This is a genomic window from Desulfatiglans parachlorophenolica (assembly GCF_055394735.1).
Genome location: NZ_AP042460.1, coordinates 5,111,614 through 5,133,310 on the forward strand (window position 1 = coordinate 5,111,614; position 21,697 = coordinate 5,133,310).

Genomic DNA, 21,697 nt, shown 5'->3' on the forward strand with positions numbered 1-21,697 from the left:
AAACGGCTGATGTCAGGGCGGGATTCCAGGGCCAGCAGATTCTGGGTCTGGAAAGGTGTCGATGCCCGAAATCGTGTCTGGACGCGCACGATTAATGTTTAAAAAAGAATAGTCTAAAAACATGTAGCTCAAAAGATAGCGGTAAAAGGTGATTACGTCAAGAAAGAAAGGTCCATCCGGGGCGGCCGCCGTCTTGAAGGTTACAGAGGAGTTTCCTGCAAGGGCGTCCGACCGGTTTGCGCGGGTCTTCGGGTTGCGGCGAAGGCTTCATGGCACCGGGAATATTTTCCCCGGGTTGAGGATGCCGTTCGGGTCAAACAGATTTTTCACCCGCATCATCCAGGCGAGGCTTCGGCCGTGCTCTGTTTCCATGAACCGCCGCTTTCCGATGCCGACTCCATGCTCGCCGGTGGCGGTGCCTCCGACCGAAATGGCCTTGAGGACGAGCTTCCGGTTCACCGTCTCGATGGCGGCCCAATCGGCGTCATCACCTCGTTTGCCCATCATCGCCATGTGAATGTTGCCGTCCCCCGCATGGCCGAAGATGTAGAAAGGCAGGGGAAGGGTCGTCGATTCCTCGGCCGCGAAATCCAGCACTTCAGGAAAGGTGGAGATCGGCACCGCCACGTCCGTCGTCAGAAAGCCGCGGCCGGGGTGGCTCCGGATGATCATTTCTCCCAGTTCGTGCCTGGCCCTGAAAAGGGTGTCCCACTCTTCCTTCCCGAGACCTGACCGAAATTCCAAACATTGGTTTTCATCGGTGATGGATCGCACCATCTCGAGGATCTCGGCGAGCTGGTTTTTCGAGGGGCCGCTGAACTCCATGAAAAGGGTCGGGTGTACCCTCAGGGCGAGGGATTTTTCCCGGTTGATCAGCCGGATGCATTCAGGGCCAAGCACTTCGAGCGCCGCCGGGTCCAGACCGCCGCGTATGATCTCGAAGACCGCCTTGCCGGCCGAGGCAACCGATTCGAAGGCGGCGATGACGGCTGAGCATTCCGCCGGGATCCCGACGAGGCGGACCGTGGCGTCCACCACCAGGCCCAGGGTGCCCTCGGACCCGACGAACAGGTGCAGCAGGTCATAGCCCGAAGAGCTCTTGGAGGCGCGGTTGCCGACCTCGATGATTTCCCCTCCGGCCAGGGCGACCTTGAGCCGCAGCACATAGTCCTTGGTAGAGCCGTACCGCACGGTGCGGGTTCCGCTGGCGTTGTTGGCGATCATCCCTCCGAGGGTTGCGCGCGCGCCGGGGTCGGGCGGAAAGAATACCCCGGAATGCCGCAGTCGCTGATTGAGATCCTGGTAGATGACCCCCGGTTCGACGTCCGCTTGGAAGTCCTGCGGGCGGATATCCAGGATGCGGTTCATCCGGCTGAAATCGATGACGATGCCCTTCGACACGGGAATGGGGTTCCCTTCGAGACTCGAACCGGATCCCCAGCCCGTCACCGGTATGTGATGTTCGTCGGCGTATTGAAGGACCTTCGAGACCTCTTCCTCTCGGGTCGGCCAGAGGACGGCCTCCGGGCGGCAGCGCGGATGATGGGATTGATCGCAGGCATGGAGGTCCAGGTTGGACTCCCCTGTGGAGAGGGAGCCGGGACCGAGCATGGCGCCCAGCGCCTCGAGATGGTCTGCAGACAGCTGTGTGAAGGTCATCGTTGCGGGACCTCGCTGTTTACGGAAGGATCTGTCCGGAAAGATCTCTTTTGCATTGGAAATTACATCAGAAAGATCTCCGGCAAAAAGAGTGATTTGGATGGAATACAGGTGATCAGCGCCAGGGCGTCCACCAGGAGCACGGTCAGAAACGGGGCCACCGAGCGGCTGACCTCGAGGGGGTCCTTCCGGGTGATGCCCATGGTAATGAAGAGATTCGGCCCGAAGGGAGGCGTCAGAAACCCGAACTCGATTGCCCTCCATTTCTCGCACGGCTGGTGTTCGAAGTCAATGGGGAAACGGCTCAGGACGGTCCGGACGGCATCTCTTACGCTGCATCGGCCGCGGCGGGGATAGCTTGCGGGAAGACCATCTTCCCGGAATGATCGAGGCCGTATCCCAGCAGCCCCCCGGCCAACTCCTTGAAGGCCTTTTCGTGCAGGAGGCCCAGAAACATCTGCACCCCCGGGTCGAAAAAACGGTCCTTGGGTATCAACAGGTCGAACCGTTCCCAGCGGATGGGCAGGAAATCGAGTTCGAGCAAACCCGCCACTGCCCGAATGCCGGGGGCGGCATCGGCTCGTCCGGCGAGGATTTCAAGACCGACATCGATGTGGCGCTCCATTTCATGACGGTATCCCGCGATCTTATCGCCCTCGATTCCGGCCTTGGCCAGTTCGTTGTCCAGAAGCAGACGGGTTCCCGTCCCCACGGGCCGGTTGATGATCCTGACCTCGGGTTTTGCCAGGTCTTTGACCCCCTCGATGTTCCGAGGATTGCCCCGTGGGAGGATCAGGCCTTGTTCACGGCGGCAGAAATTGACGATGGCCGGCACCTGGCCGAGTTCCTCCCGCGCGAAGGGAAAATTGTACTCCTCCCCGTTTGCCTGGAGGAGGTGGCTGGAAGCGATATGGCAGAGATTCCGTTTCAGGCAGCGAATCCCGCCGAGGCTCCCGAGGTTGCCAAAAACGGCTACGTGGCTGTCATGCAGGCGGTTGAAAAGGGAGATCGCCCGGTCGAGGAGGATGTCGTTGCTGCCGCAGATGATCAGAAGCCCGTCGTAGGGCGGCAAAGGACCCGGCAGGCCGGGATGGTTGAGGGTGTTCAGTTCGATCCAGCGTTCGACCAGATCACGGGGGAACAGCCATTTGCCGGTGACCTTGGTCGCGGGCAGGCCTTTTTCGGATACCAGCGTGTACACCATCTTCTCGTTGATGCTCAGAAACTGGGCTACCTCGCGGGTTGTGAACAGCTTTTGTCCGGTCATTGCGTGTTCCTCCTCGGGTGAATTCTGAGATGAATCCGGAGCCCCGTCAGGGCGAGGGATCGTTTGTCTTTTACAGAAGCCTGGATTCATGGAATCGACCGTTTCATCCCAATGGGCCCACGGAAATGCTTCGTGCAAATTCATGCCGGGATGGGTTGAACCAGGCCCCATCCCCGGGGGGTGGTGCCGAGCGGCGAAGCCGGCGAAGAAAAAAGGTCATCCGGATGGAAACCAACTGGAAACCCTGATCAGGCGGCGGTTCTTCAAAGCCATTCAATTCCAGTCCCTTCCAAGGTGACGGAGACGGCGTCGCCGATATGATAATCCGATTTCTGAAATGCACGTTCGTCCATCCATACGGTAAGCGGGAGACCGACGTCCACCAGGGCGCTTACCCTGCCCTTCTCGAGCCGGAGTTCCACCAGGCTGCCCTGGAAGCTGGAATGGGAAGATGCGTCCGGTTTCCGATGAAGGATCTGGAGGGAATGCGGGTCGATAGCAATGTAATGGGAATTTGGAGGGGGTTGCCCGGGAAGATTCAGTTCGATGCGTTTGCCTGACTCCCAGAGGATCGCAGCCTTGCCCTCGAGAGTGACCTCCGCGCGAAAAACGTTTTCGTAGGCGGCGCGGGTCGCACGGCCTTCGTAGAGGAACACGGTTCGATCAGCCAGCCGGTTGCTCTGATCCAGGTTGTGGCTCGCAAAGAGCACGGTAATACCCTTCGAGCGGTTGATGGTTTCGATCAGGGTCTCGATCTGCCCTTCATGTTCCCGGTCGACATTGGCGGTCGGTTCGTCCAGAAGAATCACCTCCGGATGGCATGCGAGGGCTTGGGCAATGGCAATACGCTGGGTTTCTCCTCCGGAAAGACGGTGGGCTTCAGAGGATCGGAAGGGCTTCATATCGACGGTGTCGAGGAGTTCTTCAACCAGGTTTCTGCGTGTGGCGGCCGGGATGTTCCTGACAGCCAGAGGGTACTCGATATTCTTGAAGACCGTTGTTGTGAACAGGATGGGATGCTGCTGAACCAGAACCACCTTTCGACGCAGACGCCTCAAGGCCCGTGAGGACGACCATGGGACAGGTTCGTGGTCAAAGAGGATCCTTCCGCTGGTTGGAGCTTGCAGAAAGGCCAGGGTCTCGAGAAGGGTGGTCTTCCCTGCGCCGTTGGGCCCCAGGATGCCGGTGATGCGGCCTTTTTCGAGCACGAGGTCGGAAATGTCCAGGATCTTCCTTAGACCCGCTGATCTGACCAGGTTGGAGATCTGATATATCATGCGCTCAGGCCCTCGATCTGCCCTGGATGAAATGAAACAGGATATTGACGGAGAAACTTACCGCGAGAAGGACCATCCCGAGCGCCACGCTCAGTGTGAATTCGCCCTTGTCGTACTCCAGGGCCATGGCGGTGGTAATGGTCCGGGTATAGCCTTTCACGTTTCCGCCGAGCATCATGCTGACGCCGACCTCGGCAATGACGCGGCCGAAGGCCAGAATGAAGGCTGCCATGATGCCGAAACGGCTCTCTCTGACAATGGTGCACGCAAGGCGGAAGGGGCCGGCTCCCAGAGTCATGGCTGTCTTGTGGTACCGTTCATCGAGGCGCGCTACGGCTGACAAGACGAAGGTGGTTATTACGGGGAAAAGGAGGATGGTTTGGCCGATGACGATCGCGGCAGGCGTATAGAGGAGGTCGAGAGGGCCGAATATCCCCTTCCTCGAAATGAATGCGTATACGAAGAGGCCTACCACAACCGTAGGGAGGGCCAGAAGGGTGTTGCCTATCGTGATGCAGAGCCGCTTCCCGGGGAATTCGTTCAGAGCGACGAAGATCCCTGCCGGGACGCCCGCAATGCCCGCCAGGGCCGTTGAAAGGCAGCTGACTTCGAGCGAAAGGCGCACAATGGCGATGAGTTCCGGGTCAAGGTCGCGGATGAGCAGAAAGGCTGAAAGGATGCTCTTGCTCAGAAATTCCATGGAAGGCGGTGCCCCAAGGCCAATGGCGTCCGGTCAAGAAGGCTTCACGGCTCGGAGGCGATGGTGTCCGGGAAGAAGGCTTGCAGGCCATGGATCCGGTATTCGCCGATCAACCGTTGTCCCCGGGGGGAGACCAGCCATTTCGCCAGACGTTCCGCTGCCGCGAATTGAACATGGGGGTGCCTCTCCGGACTGACGGGGATGATCCCGTAGGGATTGAAGAGTTCAGGGTCGCCTTCGCACAGGATCTCGAGGTCCAACCCCTGGTCCCGGCCGTACTTGTATTGGAGGAATGTCCCCCGGTCGGCCAGGGTGTACGCCTGTTTTTCTTCGGCAAAGGTCAGCGTCTTGCCCATCCCTTGACCGATGGAGACATACCAGTCTGCGGAGGATGCCGGTTCGGCCTGATCGATGGTCTTCGATTGACCGGAAAGGGTGACCACCCTGCTTCCGATGATCATTGGGGCGCCGGCCGCATGCCAAAGGGCCTGTTCTTTGGCATGGGTGCCGCTGTCATCCCCTCTCGATATCCACTTCGAGCGGTTCTCGTAAATCTTTTTCATGGCAGCGGAGGCCTCCCTGAGGCCTTTGATCCCGGCGGGGTCTTCTGAAGGACCCAGGATGACGAAATCGTTGTGCATCACGGGCAGGCGGTAGGCCCCGAAGCCTTCGGCCACGAACCGCTCCTCGCGGGGTCTGTCATGTACGAAGACGATGTCCACGTTCCCGTCCATCCCGTCCCGCAGGGCGGCGCCGGTCCCTTTCGCCAGAACTCGGACGTCGATCCCCGTTTCGCGTGTAAATTCCGGCAGCAGAAAATCCAGAAGTCCACTGTTTTCTGTGCTGGTGGTTGTGCTCATTTTTAGGGTGCCCTGCGCACAAACCCATTCGATGTGCAGCACGGTCAGGATGACTGCCCCGATAAGGGAAAGTAGAATGAATCGCTTCATCATGGATGGCCCCTCGATAGAGAAGAACGGATTTCATCTGGAAAAGATCATTTGATATCCATCCGGAAAAGAGCATCCGGCACGACAAAATTTCCAGTCCGGAAAGGAGGAATTTTTCTTCACATGGTGCGCGTGCTTAGTCCTACCGCTTCGCGGCGGGACCCGGTTTGCCAAAAAAACCATTTCCGGACGGAAAGGCGCCCATGTCCGGTAGGCGCTTCCGAATGGAAACAATCTATCAGAGTTGCTCCTTTCTGTAAATACCGGGTGCTATTGGTGCGATATTTCTTCTCGGCAGGAAACTGAAGACATCTTCTTTCACCGAAGGGGTTGGAAGGGGATGGAAAGGGCCCGCTCAAAATCGGCGTTTGCGGAATCGGAATAACATCTTGCTGGGGGTTATCAAATCGGATATCCTAACATAAGATATACCCCGGTGACGGTCGGCCTTTCCGGAATTTTTGCAGGTCTCGAGGACCTCTGTGATTCCAGGACCCTTCAGGGGTTTTATTTTTTTTGCCCCAAGGGAGAAAAGGCACTCCAATGCAACGACGGGGAATACTTCACAACCTGACGAAGGAGAATGGGTGCATGCGTACACGGCGAGTGAAACAATGGGTGATGGGGCTTTTGGTAACTTCTTTGCTGCTGCTGGCTGGGGGGTTTTCGTGGGCTGCGGAAGAGGCTGCGAAAGAAGGCGGCGGGGCTGCCGAGAAGAGCAAGGAAGTGGTGGCCAAGGTCAATGGCGTGGCTATCACGGAGGGGGAGCTCGAGCAGGAAATGACCATGGTAAGTGGTCGTCTGATGCAGATGGGGCGGCCGGTCGGCAAAGAGCAGATGCCTGCGCTCAGAAAAAACATGCTGGAGCAGTTGATCGCCTGGGAGCTTTTTTATCAGGAAGCTCAGAAACAAAAGCTGGAGGCCTCTGATGAGACGGTAGCCGAAAGCGTCAACCGTTTCAAAGGGCAGTTCGAAAACGAGAAAGAGGCCGAGGCACAGATGGCCAAAATGGGATTTTCCGAAGAGGAAATGACCAGCATGACGAAGCGGAAGATGACCATTCAGGCCTTGCTCGAAAAGGAGGTGGTTCAGAAGATTTCGGTTTCGGATGCCGAGATCAAGGACTATTACGACAAGAATCCCCAGTATTTCGAGAAGCCTGATATGGTCCAGGCAAGCCACATTTTGATCAAAGTTCCTGCGGATGCCGATGAGGAAACCAAGGCCGCTGCGCGCAAAAAACTCGAGACGGCCCAGGAAAGGCTGAAAAAGGGTGAGGATTTCGGGGCGATCGCCAAAGAGATCTCCGAGTGCCCCAGTGCCAAGAACGGTGGAGACCTGGGTCCTTTCCCCGCGGATAAGATGGTGAAGCCTTTTTCCGATGCCGCCTTCGCTTTGGAGCCCGGCAATGTCAGCGGGATTGTCGAGACACAGTTTGGTTATCACCTCATCCGGACGGTCGAAAAGATCCCTGCATCCAAGGTTTCCTTCGAGGAGGTGAAGGATCGGATCGGCGAATTCCTGAAGGAGCAAAAGGTCCAGAAGGCCTTGGAGGTCTATGCAGGCGAGTTGATGGCCAAGGCCGACATCGAGCGGACCGAGAAAAAGCCGGATCAGGTGCAATGAACAGGTGAAGCCGGTGAGGAAAGAGGCCATTTCGGGATGGAACCCGGGGCCTGAAAGATCTTAACCGGGGAAAACTTTTTGACTAATGTCTGATCGGATGTTATAAATAGCATTTTGCTGGCCGGAGGGATGGCCGAGTGGTTTAAGGCGGCGGTCTTGAAAACCGCTGTCCCGAAAGGGGCCGTGGGTTCGAATCCTACTCCCTCCGCCACGCCTTCCTGGCTTTTTTGCGTAGCCTCGACCTTCGAAGCGGCGCAGGGATACGGAGAGATGGCCGAGTAGGCTGAAGGCGCTCGCCTGCTAAGCGAGTGTGCGGGGAAACCTGCACCGAGGGTTCGAATCCCTCTCTCTCCGCCAGATTTCAAGTGGTTACGTGGGGTCCTCCGGGACCCCATTTTTTATGTTTTTTGAATGATGTGCGCGCTTGGTGTGCGGTGTTCAGGATGAGGTGTCTGCAGAGGTGCGCTGCCAGATAGTGCCTTCGGGGGTGTCCAGGAGTTCGATGCCGCGTTCCTTGAGCTGACCGCGGATGCGGTCGGCGGTTTCCCAGTCCCTGCGGCGGCGTGCCTCTTCTCGGGCACGGATGGACTCCTCTATCTCGCCCTCGATTACGGCGGGTTCGAGGTCCAGAATGCCAAGGACGCCGTTGACGGCCTTGAGGATTTCCAGAAACTTCTGTTTGTCCGCCTTGGCGAGCGTATTGCGGTCCAGAACCCTGTTGATGCGGCGTATGAAGTGGAATACGGCCGCCAGGGCGGCAGCGACGTTCAGATCGTCGTCCAGGGCTTCGATAAAGGCGTGGCGCAGGTCATAGACAATCTGATCCGCTTCGGGTTCATTGCGGCCGTCGGGGCAGTTGTGAAGCCGCTGAACAAACCCGTCCAGCCGCTCGATGGTGTTCCGGGCGGCGTTCAACTTTGCCCAGGAAAACATGATGGGCTTGCGGTAATGGCGGCTGAGAATCAAGTATCGGATATCCCGGCCACTGTAACCCCGTTCGAAAATTTCCCGCAGCGTAAGCCCTTCGGCGTCAGCGGCCTTTGAGGTCCGCTTGCCTTTGACCAGCACGTTTTCATGGTGTACCCAGTAGTTCGCCGGGGGCTGGTTGGTGAGGGCCTGGCTGATGGCGATGGCGTTTTCATGGTGTGGAAAGATCAACTCGATGCCGCTCGTGTGGATGTCGTAGGTGGCCCCGAGGTACTTCATGGCCATGGCGGAGCACTCGAGGTGCCAGCTCGGGAGGACGTTTCCCCATTGAGTCTGGTAGAAGATCCCCCGTTTGAGGGCGCTCAGGGTGGCGCGTTTGAGGAGGGTGAAATCCCGTGGGTTGTCCTTCTCGTAGTTGTCGAGATCCACGGTCTTGCCCACCCGGATCTTCGTCAGGTCGATGTGCGAGAGGCTCCCATAGGGCTTGAAGCGCGAGATGTCGAAGTAGATGGAGCGGAACTTCTCGTAGGCATAACCTTTTTGGAGCAGCCTGCGGGCGAGATCGATCATCTCTTCGACATGCTCGCTGGCCTTGGGGTAAACCGTGGCGGGTTCGATGCCGAGACGATCGATATCCTCCGCGAAAGCCCGATTGAACCGCTCGGTAAAATCCTTCAAAGGCATGCCGGCCTTCTCGGCGCCCTGGATCGTGCGGTCATCCAAGTCCGTCAGGTTCATCACCAGGGTGACGCGATACCCCTTGAAGGCAAGGTAGCGCCGCAGGAGATCCGCGAAGAGAAAGCGCCGCGCATGTCCGAGGTGGATATACTGGCAGAGCGTCGGGCCGCAGCAGTACATCTTGACGTGATTTTCCTCGATGGGGATCAGCTCTTCTTTCCGGCGGCTGAAGGAGTTGTAGATGTGGAGCCCTGAGCGCTTCTTGGCGGTGAACAGCGTGGTGCTGAGATAGCGCTCGCCGCTGTCCGGCAGAAGGACCACAATCTTCCCCTCGGGTGTTTCGCGGGCGATACGCAGAGCGACGGCCATGGCGGCACCGGAACTCATGCCGACGAGCATGCCCTCTTTTCGGGCGAGCTGCCTGGCGGTCTCGAAGGCTTCCTCATCGTCGATGTTTTCGATGCGGCTCAGGATCCGCTTGTCGAAGATTCCGGGCTGGTAGGACTCCTTCATGTTCTTGAGGCCTTGGATTTTGTGCCCCATGTAAGGCTCCACGCCTACGATCAGGACGTGGGGCGCCATTTCGGCGTAACGCTTCGCAAGCCCCATCAGGGTTCCGCTGGTCCCCATGGTCGCGACGATCGCGCTCACCTGCCCTCCGGTCTGCTCCCAGATTTCGAGGGCCGTTCCCATGTAGTGCGCCTTCCAGTTGTTTTCGCTGTTGAACTGGTCTGCCAGCCAATATTTGTCCGGGGTCTCGCGCACGAGGTTGTAGGCGAACTCGATCGCCCCGTCGGTTCCCATATGGGCCGGCGTGAATTTGATCTCCGCCCCGAAGGCCTTCAGGATCTTGACCCGCTCCTCGCTGACGGATTCCGACATACTGAGAAGGATGCGGTAGCCTTTCACGGCGGCGACCATCGCCAAACCGATCCCCGTATTGCCGCTGGTCGCCTCCAGGATGATCTTGTCCCGGGTGAGTTCTCCACTCCGTTCCGCCTCTTCGATCATGTAAAGGGCGGGCCGGTCCTTGATGGATCCCCCGGGGTTGAAGTATTCGAGCTTTGCCAGGATTTCGACGGATTTATTGGGATTAAGGCGATGGATCGGGACGAGGGGTGTATGTCCGATGTGATCCAGGATATTGTTCCGGTGTGTTTGCATCGGTCGTTGCTCCGCCAGGATCAGCTCAAAAGTGTTCCGAATTCAGCATAAACTATAAGTTTATAAAAATATTCTATCATTTGCAACCGGCAATTCATTTCAACAGCCTTGAATCGGGTGGCGGATGGTTTATACTGTTCTGGTGCGGATGGATGGGCAGCAGGAACCCTATCCGTCCAGGATGCCTCGGCGCGTCCGCGCTGAAACCGCGGGGTCTCCTGCCAGGGTTTTCATCGTTCAGTTTGATCCGTGGACGATCCGATGCTTTCCTTATGCCTGATTATCGAGATGTTGCCGTTTGATGGCCTTCCCTTTCAGAATATTCTTGACGCTGTTTTCCGCCGTTTTCGTGACCACCATGGGTGCGGGCCTGGTGGCGCCGCTCTTGCCCGTTTATGCCCACGAACTCGGCGCCGGGGCCTCCGAGATCGGCCTTATTTTCGGTTCCTTCTCTTTGACCCGCAGCCTGTTCGTTCCCTACTTCGGCAAGTGGTCGGACCGGCGGGGCAGAAGACCCTTCATCGTATTCGGGCTGTTCGGTTATTTCCTCGTGTCGCTGGCTTTTGCGGCTACGGAGGGGATCTGGTCTCTGGTCGCGATCCGGCTGGCGCAGGGGTTCGCCTCGGCCATGGTGTTGCCGGTGGCCCAGGCCTATGTGGGCGATATGACCCCATCGGGTTGGGAGGGGCGCATGATGGGGGTCTTCAATATCGCCCTCTATTTCGGCTTGAGCGCCGGGCCGGTGCTTGGGGGGGTGCTCGAGGATTGGGCTAATATCAAGGTGTCCTTTCTGAGTATGGGTGCCCTTGCCCTGTGCGGATTTTTCCTCAGCTTGATTTTCCTGCCGCGTGGGCAAAAGCCGCGAGCGCAGAATGTCCCGAAGGAAACCTCCGGCCCGGATCGCCCCGCCGGTCCGGGATATTTCGCACTTCTGGGAATTCCGGCCGTGAGGGCGCTTTTTATATTCCGCGCGACCTTTACGACGGCTATCGGGATTACCTGGACCTTCCTGCCGCTCGGCGCCGGGACCCGGCTCGGGCTTTCGAGTTCCGCCATCGGCCTCGTCGTCATGGTGAACGTGTTGGTCGCCGCGGTTTGCCAGGCCCCGATGGGCTACCTCGCGGACCGGATCAGCAAAGGCCTCATGATCGGTGTAGGCGGGCTCATGGGGGTCGGCGCAATGCTCTGTTTGAATGAGGCCTCGACCTTTTGGGGGCTCGTCCTGGCCAACAGCCTTTTCGGCCTGGCAGGAGGAATTGCCTTTCCGCCCGTGATGGCCCTGGGCGTGATCGAAGGCCGCGAAGCCGGGGCCATGGGAAGCCTGATGGGGCTGCTGGCACTGGCACACAGCCTTGGCATGCTTGCGGGGCCCATGCTGGGAGGGTTCTTCATCGATTGGTTCTCGTTCGATTGGATTTTCAGGATTGGGTCCGGCATCGTTGCCTTGGGAACCCTGCTTTTTTGGACGCAATACAAAAGGTGAGTCTATGGAGTCTTATGGTGTGATCGAGGTCGATCTGTTTTCGGAGGAGGTCGACGACTCCGACCACCCCGAGGCGCTTCGCTTCAGGGCGGTTCTGGAGGATGTGGCGGTGGAGCACGGTTGTTTCCTGATCTATTTCGAGGTGGAGAAGGGAACCGTCGAGTTCGCCTTTGACAGCGATGAACTGATGGCCAAGATTTTGAGGATTTTGGAAGATGGCGGACTGCGTAAGGCTTGATCGGATCGGCATCGTTCTGGTGGAGCCCCACATCCCGGAAAACATCGGTTCGGTGGCCCGTGCCATGCAGAATATGGGTCTGTCATGTCTGACGGTGGTCAACCCCAGAAACTGTGATCTTTCAAGGGTCCTCAAAACCGCCACCGGCAGTTCGATCGATCTGATCGAGGCGATGGACGTCAAGGAGGATTTCAGCGAGGCGGTTGGTCCCTTCGAGTATGTGGTGGGTACGACCGCCCGCACCGGCACACTGCGGCCGGCCATGATGGAACCCCGGGGCCTCGCTCAGGCCCTCATCCCCATCACGAGCGAAAATCGGGTCGCCATTCTTTTCGGACCCGAGGACAGGGGGCTCTCCAATGAACATCTGCGGCAATGTCAGAGCATCGTCACTATCCCCACGGCCTCGTTTTCCTCACTGAATCTGGCCCAGGCCGTGATGGTGGTCTGTTACGAGCTTTTCCTGGCGGCCGCCGAGGCACCGCAGGAGACGCTGCCGCGTTTGGCCGACCGCTTCGAGCTCGAGGGGATGTACGATCATCTGAAGGCGGTGCTGACCAAGATCGGCTTCATCGATCGGCAGAATCCGGAGCACTGGATGATCAACATCCGCCGCTTCCTTTCGCGGATGCCGCTGCGGGCCCGGGATGTCCGTATCATCCGTGGGATCTGCCGCCAGGTGGACTGGTATACGGGGCAGCACAAGCGCAGCTGCGCACGAACCGATACCGATTGACAAAGGGGCGCCGGTCCACTAAATCTGCATGGAAGGAGTTTTTTGGGGAGACGCGGAAGGCCGGCGAAGCGGCACCACAACACCGCCTGCCGTCGATCTGAAGGTGTTTCAGGGAGAAGGTGAGGGTATGACTTTTGAAAGGAACATTCTCTGTATCGGTGCCGGTTATGTGGGGGGGCCCACAATGGCCGTGATTGCAGATCGCTGCCTGCGCTATCGTGTGACCGTCGTGGACATCGATGCCGAGAGGATCGCCCGGTGGAATTCGGCCGACCTGCCCATCTACGAGCCCGGCCTCGATGACGTCGTCAGATCGGCGCGTGGCCGCAACCTTTTCTTCAGTACCGATATCCCGAACGGTATCCGGGAGGCGGATATCATCTTTGTGAGCGTCAATACGCCTACCAAACAGTTCGGGGTGGGAGCGGGTATGGCGGCGGATCTGCAATACTGGGAAAAGACGGCACGCGAGATCAGGCACTATGCCGAATCGCCGAAAATCATCGTCGAAAAAAGCACCCTTCCTGTAAAGACGGCTAAGGCCATGGAGAGGATCCTCAATACGACCCGGCACCCTGTCCGCTTCGATGTTCTTTCGAACCCCGAGTTTTTGGCTGAAGGAACGGCTGTCAAAGACCTGGTGGACCCGGACAGGGTCCTCATCGGGTCAGCCGAAACGCCCGAGGGGATCCGCGCAAGGGATGAACTCGTGCGGCTCTACACCCACTGGGTGCCGCGGGAGCGCATCCTCACCTCCAATGTCTGGAGCAGTGAGTTGTCGAAGCTCGTGGCCAACGCCTTTCTGGCCCAGCGGATCTCTTCGATCAATGCCATCAGTGCGCTGTGCGAGCGCACGGAGGCGGATGTGGCCGAGGTGGCTGAGGCCGTCGGAATGGACCGACGCATCGGACCGAAGTTTTTGAACGCGAGCGTGGGTTTTGGCGGTTCCTGCTTCAAGAAGGATATCCTCAATCTGGTGTATCTGTGCCGTTCGTATGGTCTGGAGGAGGTGGCGGATTACTGGCTGGGGGTGCTGCGCATCAACGATTATCAGAAAGAGCGTTTTGTATTGAACATGCTGAAGGCCATGTTCAATACCTTGGCTGGCAAGCAGGTTACGCTGTTTGGCTTCGCCTTCAAGGCCGATACGGGTGATACCCGGGAGAGCCCCGCCATATTCGTGGCCCGCAAATTGCTGGAGGAGCGGGTAAGGCTGGTGATTTCCGATCCCAAGGCGATACGGCAGGCACGGCTGGATATGCAGGGTATCGAGGGAGACATCCGGTACGAAGAGGACCCTTACGCAGCCGCGGCGGGTTCGGATGCGATTGCACTTCTGACCGAGTGGGGGCTTTACGCGGATCTCGACTACGAGAAGATCCTTCTTTCCATGGGTAAACCCGCGTTCATCTTTGACGGGAGGAATATCCTGGACCATTGCCGCCTGTTCGAGATGGGTTTCAATGTCTACGCGATCGGGAAGCCACCGCTCACCCATTTCACCTGAAGTCTCCGTCTGGAAAAGATCTTCCTGCACCTTCCATGTGGCGGCCCACCCTTTTATCCGTGATAGGGCCGTTATGCTGACCGATGACCAGGCTGCCCAAAATGGGCGTTGAGAGACCGACCTAGAAAAGGGATTGAATCGGGTCCCGGTAAACGAGCAGGCATGGATTCAGCAACAGCAGGCTTCACAAGGCCAAAAGGGAAAAGGATGCTTCATTGGCAGAAAAGAATACTGGTTACGGGTGGGGCCGGATTCCTGGGTTCTCACCTCTGTGAACGTTTGGCGGCGGAGGAAAACGATGTCATCTGCCTCGACAACTTTTTCACCGGCTCCAAACGGAACGTAGCGCATCTGCTCGACAAGCCCAACTTCGAACTGCTTCGCCACGATCTGGTTCAGCCCATCCTGCTCGAAGTGGACGAGATCTACAACCTCGCCTGCCCGGCCTCCCCGGTCCACTACCAGTACAACCCCGTCAAGACGGTCAAAACGAGCGTGATGGGGGCCATCAACATGCTCGGATTGGCCAAGCGGGTCAAGGCGAAGATCCTGCAGGCATCTACGAGCGAGGTATACGGAGATCCGCGTGAGCACCCGCAGCGTGAAGCCTATTGGGGGCATGTGAATCCTATCGGGAGGCGGGCCTGCTACGATGAGGGCAAGCGGTGCGCCGAAACCCTGTTTTTCGACTACCATCGGCAGAACGGGGTCAACATCCGCGTTGCGCGTATCTTCAACACCTACGGCCCTCGAATGCACCCCAACGACGGTCGCGTCGTCAGTAATTTCATCATGCAGGCTTTGAACGGTAAGCCCATTACGCTGTACGGGGATGGTTTGCAGACCAGATCCTTCTGTTTTGTGGACGATCTGATCGAGGGCTTGATGCGTTTGATGGCCGCGCCCGATGATTTCACCGGTCCGGTGAACCTCGGAAATCCGGATGAGTTTTCGATCAAGGAACTGGCCGAGCGGATCGTTCGTTTGACCGGGAGTTCATCGATGTTCGTTCATGAACCCCTGCCTTCCGATGATCCCCTGCAAAGACGCCCGGATATCCGGCTTGCGATGGAGCGTCTCGATTGGCGGCCCGGGACCCCTCTTGAGGACGGTCTGGGAAAGACCATCCGGTATTTCAGGGGGATCCTCTGAGCAGCGCGGTGGTTTGTGGACAGGGATCCTCGAGGGATGCCGTGATGGGCGTCTCGTAGCCCGAAAAAAAATCAGCCGCTCAAAGAGCGGCTGATTTTCAGGAGGAAAGAGTGATTTTTGAAAAACTTATGCTGCAAGTTGCTTGCCAAAGTTTTCGCGAAAGAGAGAAAAATTATAAATCACTGAAATTACAGAATGTTTTTTGTGGCGTTTGCCCCGCCGGTTTTCAGAGACCCTGTCGCGAAGTACAAAAATTTGTACCCCGGTTTATAAGCAAGGGAGGTCTGGTTGTATAACAGGCTGACAATACAGGTTAAATATCGGTACAAGAAATTGAACTTTTAGATGGATATCCGGTACTTCTTCATTTTGTGCTGGATCAGGCTCTTTGTGATCCCGAGCGTTTTTGCGGCATGGGACTGCACGTTTGCGCAGCGCTCCAAAGCCCGCCGGATCATTTTCTCTTCGATGGTTTCGAGGGCTTGCGAGAGGGAGGTGTTCGGAGGAATGAAGCGGTCCACATCGAGCTCCGCTTCAGCCCCCACCAGCTCTTCCGGCAAGTCGTCCAGCGTGATGAACCGTCCGGGGTTCAGGATCACCGCCCGTTCGATCACGTTTTCGAGCTGCCGGACGTTCCCGGGCCATGTATAGGTATAAAAAATCTTCCAGACCTCCGGGCTCAGCTCAACGGGCTTTTCAGACGCGTTCTCGCGATATTTTTCGATAAAGTGCTTGACCAGCAGCGGGATGTCGTCGAGCCTTTCCTTGAGCGGCGGGACCTCGATGTTGATGACATTCAGCCGGTAGAAGAGGTCTTCCCTGAAAATCCCTTCCGCTACATCCTCCTTGATATTGCGGTTTGAGGCTGAAATCACCCGCACGTCCACCTTGATGGTCTTGGTTCCCCCGACCCGTTCGAATTCCATTTCCTGGAGGACGCGCAGGAGTTTTACCTGAAGCGCGGCCGGCATATCGCCCACCTCGTCAAGAAAGAGGGTCCCGCCGTCGGCGACCTCGAAACGGCCTTTCCGCATCGCGACAGCCCCCGTGAAAGCCCCTTTTTCGTGGCCGAACAATTCGCTTTCGAGCAGTGTTTCCGTCAGGGCACCGCAGTTGATGGAGACGAAGGGGAGATCTTTTCGGGGACTGCCGTAGTGGATGGCCTTGGCGATCAATTCTTTGCCGGTTCCGGAAGGTCCGGTAATCAGGACGGAGGCCCTGGAGTGCGATACCTTTTCGATCAGGTCATAGACCTTGAGCATCGGTTTGCTTTTGCCGATGATGTTTCCATAGCGGAAACGATCCGACAGGGCCTTGGCGAGAAACCGGTTCTGTTTGATGAGACGGTTGTTTTCCAAGGCCTTCTTGACGGTCAGCTTGAGCTGCTCGTTCTCGAACGGCTTGGTAATGTAATCGTAGGCGTGCTTTTTCATCGCCTCCACGGCCATTTCGATCGTTCCGTAGGCCGTCATCATGATCACCGGAAGGTCGGGCTGGATCTTCTTGGCTGCTTCGAGGAGTTCCATGCCGCTCATCCCCGGCATTTTCATGTCGGTGATCAGGAGGTCCAGATCGGATTCTTCCACCAGCCGCACCGCATCGAATCCATTTTGGGCCGTGACGATCTCATAGCCTTCCGAGGCCAGCAGGGCCTCCATGACAACCAGATAATTCTTTTCGTCGTCGACGATCAGAATGGTTTCCATGAGACCAAACCCTCTTTCTCCGCTCGGTTCATATTCACAGGGGCTCCTTCGGCAGCTCGATGGTTACGCGGGTGCCGCTCCCTTCCTCACTCTCGATCTCGATGGTCCCCTGATGCCCTTCGATGATGTTTCTCACGATGGCGAGTCCAAGACCCGATCCGCGGTCCTTGCAGGTGAAGAACGGGTCGAAGATGCGCGTCAGATTCTCCTCGCTGACTCCGCACCCGGTGTCCTCGATACCGAGGCTGTAGTATCCGTCATCCTCTCTGGCATGGATCCGGAGTTCCCCCCCCTGATCCATCGCCTGGACGGCATTGATGAATACGTTCAGGAAGGCCCTGTAGAGCAGGTCCGGGTCGGCCTTGATCGGCATGACCTTGCCGTCCAGGTCGTGCTGCATCCGGATGTCGTGCTTCTCGAGTTCGGGTGACAGAAAAACCAGGTTTTTGCGGAGGATGTCTTCCAGTTGACAATCGCGTAGACGGGGGGTCTGAGGTCGCGCAAAATCGAGGAACTCTGTGACGATGTTGTTCAGTCGGCTCGATTCCTCCACGATGACGCCGCAAAGCATCTTCTGATGTTCGCCGATATCCGGCATCCCCCCCAGGAACTCCGCCGTGCTGCGGATGATGCCCAAGGGGTTCCGGATCTCGTGGGAGACCCCCGCGACCATCTGGCCGAGGGCGGCCAGCCGTTCGGCCTGGTTCAACTGGGACTCGAGTTCACGCTGCTGCCGGGCCCGCTCATGCAGGATGTTCTCCGCCTTGCGCACGATCAGCAGCAGGACGACGAAGATCAGCCCCATGATCAGGATCGAGAGGCCGAAAACGAGGTACTGAAACCGCACGATGGACTCGTACTCCTCGGAGAGGTCCTGGATCAGCTCGAAAACGCCGAGCACGTAGCCCTTGTCACCCGTGAACGGATCCGCTCCCCTGAAGGGGATGTAGGTTCGAAGCTTTTTTTCCCCTCCGAAGATCTCGATTCCCAGTCCCCAGAGGTCATCTCCCTCCGAGATGAGCCCCGAGGTGGTTTCACCGACGACGGCTCGTTTGTAGCCGAGGCTCTGATGGGCCATTTTTCCGAGCAGGCGCGAGTCGGTGCTGTAAGCGATGACCCCTTTGCCGATGTCGTAGATGTTGACCAGATCGATCTTGAAGCTGTGGATCGTGTTCCGGACGATCCGATCCATCCACTCATACTGTTTCTGCTCCCTGAGCCGGACCATTCCGTAGCGGCCTGTCACCGGGAGAACGAAATTCTGGAAGACCTGGTGGTCCAGGTTTTGACCCAGCAGGCGGGCGTAGTTCTCGTAGCTTTGCATGAGGATGTCCTTGGCCTGCCGGGAGATGACAACGGAAAAAGGAAAGCTGAAAAGGAGCAGGACGACGAAGCTGGCATAGGCGAAAAACTTGACGAGCCTGAACTGCCGCCCGGCGCCGGGGGATCTGTGTCGATCGGATGCCCGCATGTTTTCCTGCGTGGCTGGAGTATCCGGGGCGTTGTTCACGGCATTATGTCTGTTGGTTGGCTTCAGGGAGGTCGCTCCTGGCGAGAGGCTGTTTAAGGAAATGCACAGGTTTGATATACTAAGGTGAAAAACGATGCGGGTCAACCGCATATGGTTTGTTATCCGGCGGGATGGATGCTAAACTCGTTTCCATCCGGAAATGGTCTTTTTGGCCAATCTCGGCGTCAATCTGCACGTTTGCTTGTGCGGCGACCTACAGGTCGCCTCCGCGCAAACGCTTGATTTCCTTGATATTGGCAAAAAATCCTCATTTCCGGAATGGAAACCGGGTTCTATAGGGAAATCATTTCCGGGCTGACAGCGGCGCTGATCAGGGGAATGGGCAGATGCGGAAGCCGCTGTGAAGCGGCAGGCCTGCCGATGGCGCTTTGAGCGGCACGGAAAAACAGGATTGGCCATCGTGCGGCGGGAAGGCCGGATGAAATCGGAGAGGCAGCCGCTGCAGGTGGTATAGAGGGGGATCGAGATCGGTGGTGTCTGAGAAGAACAAAACGCAGTCGAAAGAAAGGGTTCAGAACCTGCCTTTTTTGCTTTATGCGGATGCATCGGGGAATATCTATGAACATCCCTATCTTCGGATGGTCGGTTTCTCAGGAGGTGCGCCCGCCCCTCTCGAAGTGGAAGCCCTGACCGAGATGCCCGAATTCAGCAAACTGTTCTTTATCCCCCGCTGCCCTCCCGTCGGGCTCGACCCGGAGACCGGCCGGAGCGAAATGGTTTTGGAGGAAGAAACGACGCACGGCCTGGAGCCTGTTTTTGCCGTGGCTGCTTTTCTCGAGCCCGGATGGGTCCGAAGCCACTTGCCTGCGACGGATTATCGGAACAAGGATTACACGCTGCCGATGTGGGCCTATACGGCCGTGGGCTCCCTGGAAGATCGGTACTGGGCTGCGGGCTTCCAGATCGAGTACAACCACAAATGGGATCCCCGTTATTACGATGACGACGATCTGCTGCCCGCTATCAAAACGTACCGCCGGGAGCACGGGCTAGGGCCTCTCGCGCGGCATCTCGTCCAGTGCGCCACCAAGAATCACTGCTTTGCCGCCAAGAACCTTTTTCTCGGCCGATGGGAGGCCCCGCTGCCCGTAAGCCGCTCCTGCAACGCCGCTTGCCTTGGATGTCTTTCCTTTCAGCCGGAGGGTTTCGCCGAGGCGTCGCATGAGCGGTTGTCGTTCAGGCCGGATGCAGCCGAAGTCGTCGCTCTCGCCGTGCGGCACCTGCAAACGGCGCCTGAGGCGATCGTGAGCTTCGGGCAGGGGTGTGAAGGGGAGCCTTTGACGGAATACCGTCTGATGGGGGAGAGCATCCTTCAGATCCGCCGGTTGACCGAAGGCGGGACGATCAATCTGAACACGAACGGGAGTTGGCCCGACCGGGTCGGACATTTGATCGATTGCGGCCTCGATTCGATCCGCATCAGCCTGAACAGTGCGCGGGAGGATTTCTACGAGGCCTATTACCGCCCGAAGGGCTACGGCTTCGCCGACGTGGTGGAAAGCATCCGCCTCTCTCGCTCCGCCGGTCTCTACACGATGATCAACTATCTGGTCTTCCCCGGCATCACCGACCAGGAGGCGGAGTTCACGGCATTGGAGGAATTGGTGCGGGCGACGGATTTGAACTTTATCCACCTGAAGAATCTTTGCATCGACCCCCAGCAGTACCTGGACCACATGCCCTTTTCGTCATCGCCCGCCATGGGGATGCGCGCCTTTGTGGAACGCCTGCGGGAGGACTTGCCGCAGGTGCAACTCGGTTACTTCAACCAGCCTGTCCGTTGATTCAGACCCCTGCGGACTGTTCACGTTCCACGGCGCGGTACCCGATGTCCCTTCGGTAGTAAACCCCGTCCCAGTTGATGCGGCCGATGCGCGCATAGGCCCTGGCCTGGGCCTCGCGCACGTTCTCTCCAAGCGCGGTTACGCATAGGACACGCCCGCCGGCCGTGACCACGGCGTCGTTCCGAAAGGCGGTGCCGCTGTGGAAGACCTTGACATCGTCCAGGTTTTCTTCATCGAGACCGGTGATGGGATCGCCCTTGCGATACGCGAGCGGATAACCGCCGGCCGCCATGACGACCCCCAGCGCAGCGCGTTGATCCCACTCGACGGACGCACGCTCGAGGCGGTTTCCCAGACAGGCGAGGCACAGGCCCGCCAGATCGGAGCGCAGGCGCATCAGGATCGGCTGTGTTTCCGGATCGCCGAAGCGGCAATTGTACTCGAGGACCTTGGGGCTTCCGTCCGGACCGATCATCAGCCCTGCGTATAGAAAGCCGTTGTATGGGGTCCCTTCGAGGGCCATGCCGCGCACCGTCGGCTCGATCACCTCGTGCATGACGCGCTGGTAAACGTGGTCCGATACGACGGGAGCGGGGGAGTAGGCCCCCATGCCCCCCGTGTTGGGCCCCCGGTCGCCATCGTCCCGGGCCTTGTGATCCTGGCTGGTGGCGAGCGGCAGGATCGATTCTCCTCCCACCATCACCGTAAAACTGGCTTCTTCGCCCGCAAGGAATTCTTCGATCACGACCGTTTTTCCGGCCCCACCGAAGGCGGTGCCCGAGAGCATTTCTCGGGCGGTGCCGATGGCCTCTTCCGGGGTGTTCACGATGATGACTCCTTTCCCCGCGGCCAGGCCGTCCGCCTTGATGACCAAGGGGAGGGAGGTCTTCTCGATGAATGCCCTGGCGGCCTCGAGGTCAATGAAGGCGCCGTAGGCTGCGGTCGGGATATGATGACGCGCCATGAAATCCTTGGCGAACCGCTTCGAGCCCTCGAGGCGGGCGGCCTTTGCGCTGGGGCCGAAGCAGGCAAGCCCGCGGGCCCTGAAGCGATCCGTGATGCCCGCGACCAGGGGGGCTTCGGGGCCCACCACGGTCAAGCCGATCTTTTCCCGGGCGGCGAAGACCGCCAGGGCGTCGATGTCATCCGATGGGATCGGAAGATTTTCCATTCCCCGTTCCATTGCGGTTCCGGCATTTCCGGGGGCGACAAAAACCTTTGTTACGATTTCGGATTGGGCCAATTTCCAGGCCAAGGCATGTTCACGACCACCGCCGCCGACGACCAGTACGTCCATTTTGCTTTTCCTTTC

18 protein-coding genes and 2 tRNA genes are annotated in these 21,697 nt (G+C 58.2%); 10 read left to right on the forward strand and 10 right to left on the reverse strand.

Annotation, left to right across the window (positions count from 1 at the left end):
- Positions 1 to 267: 267 nt before the first annotated feature.
- The 6 genes from ACZ500_RS23710 to ACZ500_RS23735 form a co-directional block, all read right to left on the reverse strand.
- Entirely contained in the window at positions 268 to 1,659 is a 1,392-nt protein-coding gene (locus tag ACZ500_RS23710) for an FAD-binding oxidoreductase (protein WP_464229898.1), read from the reverse strand.
- Between the two features lie 62 nt (positions 1,660 to 1,721).
- Positions 1,722 to 1,862, reverse strand: a complete 141-nt coding sequence (locus ACZ500_RS23715) for a hypothetical protein (RefSeq protein ID WP_464229899.1) — start codon at positions 1,860 to 1,862, stop codon at positions 1,722 to 1,724.
- A 125-nt stretch (positions 1,863 to 1,987) separates the two neighbouring features.
- Positions 1,988 to 2,926 (reverse strand): substrate-binding domain-containing protein, encoded by a 939-nt coding sequence (locus ACZ500_RS23720; RefSeq protein WP_464229900.1) that lies wholly within the window; start codon positions 2,924 to 2,926, stop codon positions 1,988 to 1,990.
- A 263-nt stretch (positions 2,927 to 3,189) separates the two neighbouring features.
- Positions 3,190 to 4,203 carry an ATP-binding cassette domain-containing protein gene (locus ACZ500_RS23725; protein ID WP_464229901.1) on the reverse strand — a complete coding sequence of 338 codons (1,014 nt, stop codon included), beginning with the start codon at positions 4,201 to 4,203 and terminating at the stop codon, positions 3,190 to 3,192.
- 4 nt (positions 4,204 to 4,207) lie between these two features.
- Positions 4,208 to 4,903, reverse strand: a complete 696-nt coding sequence (locus ACZ500_RS23730; RefSeq protein ID WP_464229902.1) for an ABC transporter permease — start codon at positions 4,901 to 4,903, stop codon at positions 4,208 to 4,210.
- Positions 4,904 to 4,947: 44 nt separating this feature from the next.
- Positions 4,948 to 5,856 carry an ABC transporter substrate-binding protein gene (locus tag ACZ500_RS23735; RefSeq protein WP_464229903.1) on the reverse strand — a complete coding sequence of 303 codons (909 nt, stop codon included), beginning with the start codon at positions 5,854 to 5,856 and terminating at the stop codon, positions 4,948 to 4,950.
- A gap of 588 nt (positions 5,857 to 6,444) precedes the next feature.
- Here ACZ500_RS23735 and ACZ500_RS23740 point away from each other — a divergent pair.
- The 3 genes from ACZ500_RS23740 to ACZ500_RS23750 all read left to right on the forward strand — a co-directional run bounded on the left by ACZ500_RS23740 (position 6,445) and on the right by ACZ500_RS23750 (position 7,836).
- A complete protein-coding gene (locus ACZ500_RS23740; protein WP_464229904.1) occupies positions 6,445 to 7,479 on the forward strand; it encodes a peptidylprolyl isomerase in 1,035 nt (344 codons plus the stop codon).
- A gap of 123 nt (positions 7,480 to 7,602) precedes the next feature.
- A tRNA-Ser gene (locus ACZ500_RS23745) sits at positions 7,603 to 7,690 on the forward strand.
- Between the two features lie 53 nt (positions 7,691 to 7,743).
- A tRNA-Ser gene (locus ACZ500_RS23750) sits at positions 7,744 to 7,836 on the forward strand.
- A gap of 81 nt (positions 7,837 to 7,917) precedes the next feature.
- On the opposite strand, the gene cysS is transcribed toward ACZ500_RS23750, so the two are convergent.
- Entirely contained in the window at positions 7,918 to 10,248 is a 2,331-nt protein-coding gene (gene cysS / locus ACZ500_RS23755) for a cysteine--tRNA ligase (RefSeq protein ID WP_464229905.1), read from the reverse strand.
- Positions 10,249 to 10,573: 325 nt separating this feature from the next.
- On the opposite strand from cysS, the gene ACZ500_RS23760 reads away from it, so the two are divergent.
- The 5 genes from ACZ500_RS23760 (at position 10,574) to ACZ500_RS23780 (ending at position 15,364) form a co-directional block, all read left to right on the forward strand.
- Positions 10,574 to 11,731, forward strand: coding sequence for an MFS transporter (locus ACZ500_RS23760; protein WP_464229907.1), 1,158 nt, complete (start codon positions 10,574 to 10,576; stop codon positions 11,729 to 11,731).
- A 4-nt stretch (positions 11,732 to 11,735) separates the two neighbouring features.
- Positions 11,736 to 11,969: a hypothetical protein gene (locus ACZ500_RS23765; protein WP_464229908.1), complete on the forward strand. Its 234-nt coding sequence runs from the start codon at positions 11,736 to 11,738 to the stop codon at positions 11,967 to 11,969.
- Complete coding sequence (locus ACZ500_RS23770; RefSeq protein ID WP_464229909.1) at positions 11,947 to 12,705, forward strand: RNA methyltransferase; 759 nt, start codon at positions 11,947 to 11,949, stop codon at positions 12,703 to 12,705. Before ACZ500_RS23765 ends, ACZ500_RS23770 begins: the two co-directional genes overlap by 23 nt.
- A 127-nt stretch (positions 12,706 to 12,832) precedes the next feature.
- Positions 12,833 to 14,212, forward strand: coding sequence for a nucleotide sugar dehydrogenase (locus ACZ500_RS23775; protein ID WP_464229910.1), 1,380 nt, complete (start codon positions 12,833 to 12,835; stop codon positions 14,210 to 14,212).
- A gap of 207 nt (positions 14,213 to 14,419) precedes the next feature.
- Positions 14,420 to 15,364: a UDP-glucuronic acid decarboxylase family protein gene (locus ACZ500_RS23780; protein ID WP_464229911.1), complete on the forward strand. Its 945-nt coding sequence runs from the start codon at positions 14,420 to 14,422 to the stop codon at positions 15,362 to 15,364.
- Between the two features lie 341 nt (positions 15,365 to 15,705).
- Here the strand turns inward: ACZ500_RS23780 and ACZ500_RS23785 are convergent, their stop codons facing one another.
- The gene (locus tag ACZ500_RS23785) at positions 15,706 to 17,070 is read right to left on the reverse strand and encodes a sigma-54-dependent transcriptional regulator (protein WP_464229912.1); all 1,365 of its coding nucleotides are present in this window, start codon (positions 17,068 to 17,070) and stop codon (positions 15,706 to 15,708) included.
- A 34-nt stretch (positions 17,071 to 17,104) separates the two neighbouring features.
- Complete coding sequence (locus tag ACZ500_RS23790; RefSeq protein ID WP_464229913.1) at positions 17,105 to 18,580, reverse strand: ATP-binding protein; 1,476 nt, start codon at positions 18,578 to 18,580, stop codon at positions 17,105 to 17,107.
- A 160-nt stretch (positions 18,581 to 18,740) separates the two neighbouring features.
- On the opposite strand from ACZ500_RS23790, the gene ACZ500_RS23795 reads away from it, so the two are divergent.
- Both ACZ500_RS23795 and ACZ500_RS23800 read left to right on the forward strand, forming a co-directional pair.
- A complete protein-coding gene (locus ACZ500_RS23795) occupies positions 18,741 to 18,899 on the forward strand; it encodes a hypothetical protein (RefSeq protein ID WP_464229914.1) in 159 nt (52 codons plus the stop codon).
- 280 nt (positions 18,900 to 19,179) lie between these two features.
- The gene (locus ACZ500_RS23800; protein WP_464229915.1) at positions 19,180 to 20,385 is read left to right on the forward strand and encodes a radical SAM family protein; all 1,206 of its coding nucleotides are present in this window, start codon (positions 19,180 to 19,182) and stop codon (positions 20,383 to 20,385) included.
- A gap of 1 nt (position 20,386) precedes the next feature.
- On the opposite strand, the gene purD is transcribed toward ACZ500_RS23800, so the two are convergent.
- A complete protein-coding gene (gene purD / locus ACZ500_RS23805) occupies positions 20,387 to 21,682 on the reverse strand; it encodes a phosphoribosylamine--glycine ligase (protein ID WP_464229916.1) in 1,296 nt (431 codons plus the stop codon).
- Positions 21,683 to 21,697 lie beyond the last annotated feature (15 nt).

Coding starts and splice junctions, on each gene's coding strand:
- ACZ500_RS23725 (WP_464229901.1), bottom strand. CDS start 4,203: ATGATATATCAGATCTCCAACCTGGTCAGATCAGCGGGTCTAAGGAAG.
- ACZ500_RS23800 (WP_464229915.1), top strand. CDS start 19,180: ATGGTCGGTTTCTCAGGAGGTGCGCCCGCCCCTCTCGAAGTGGAAGCC.
- ACZ500_RS23720 (WP_464229900.1), bottom strand. CDS start 2,926: ATGACCGGACAAAAGCTGTTCACAACCCGCGAGGTAGCCCAGTTTCTG.
- ACZ500_RS23780 (WP_464229911.1), top strand. CDS start 14,420: ATGCTTCATTGGCAGAAAAGAATACTGGTTACGGGTGGGGCCGGATTC.
- ACZ500_RS23770 (WP_464229909.1), top strand. CDS start 11,947: ATGGCGGACTGCGTAAGGCTTGATCGGATCGGCATCGTTCTGGTGGAG.
- ACZ500_RS23735 (WP_464229903.1), bottom strand. CDS start 5,856: ATGATGAAGCGATTCATTCTACTTTCCCTTATCGGGGCAGTCATCCTG.
- purD (WP_464229916.1), bottom strand. CDS start 21,682: ATGGACGTACTGGTCGTCGGCGGCGGTGGTCGTGAACATGCCTTGGCC.
- ACZ500_RS23785 (WP_464229912.1), bottom strand. CDS start 17,070: ATGGAAACCATTCTGATCGTCGACGACGAAAAGAATTATCTGGTTGTC.
- ACZ500_RS23765 (WP_464229908.1), top strand. CDS start 11,736: ATGGAGTCTTATGGTGTGATCGAGGTCGATCTGTTTTCGGAGGAGGTC.
- ACZ500_RS23775 (WP_464229910.1), top strand. CDS start 12,833: ATGACTTTTGAAAGGAACATTCTCTGTATCGGTGCCGGTTATGTGGGG.
- ACZ500_RS23710 (WP_464229898.1), bottom strand. CDS start 1,659: ATGACCTTCACACAGCTGTCTGCAGACCATCTCGAGGCGCTGGGCGCC.
- ACZ500_RS23740 (WP_464229904.1), top strand. CDS start 6,445: ATGCGTACACGGCGAGTGAAACAATGGGTGATGGGGCTTTTGGTAACT.
- cysS (WP_464229905.1), bottom strand. CDS start 10,248: ATGCAAACACACCGGAACAATATCCTGGATCACATCGGACATACACCC.
- ACZ500_RS23715 (WP_464229899.1), bottom strand. CDS start 1,862: ATGGGCATCACCCGGAAGGACCCCCTCGAGGTCAGCCGCTCGGTGGCC.
- ACZ500_RS23730 (WP_464229902.1), bottom strand. CDS start 4,903: ATGGAATTTCTGAGCAAGAGCATCCTTTCAGCCTTTCTGCTCATCCGC.
- ACZ500_RS23795 (WP_464229914.1), top strand. CDS start 18,741: ATGGTCTTTTTGGCCAATCTCGGCGTCAATCTGCACGTTTGCTTGTGC.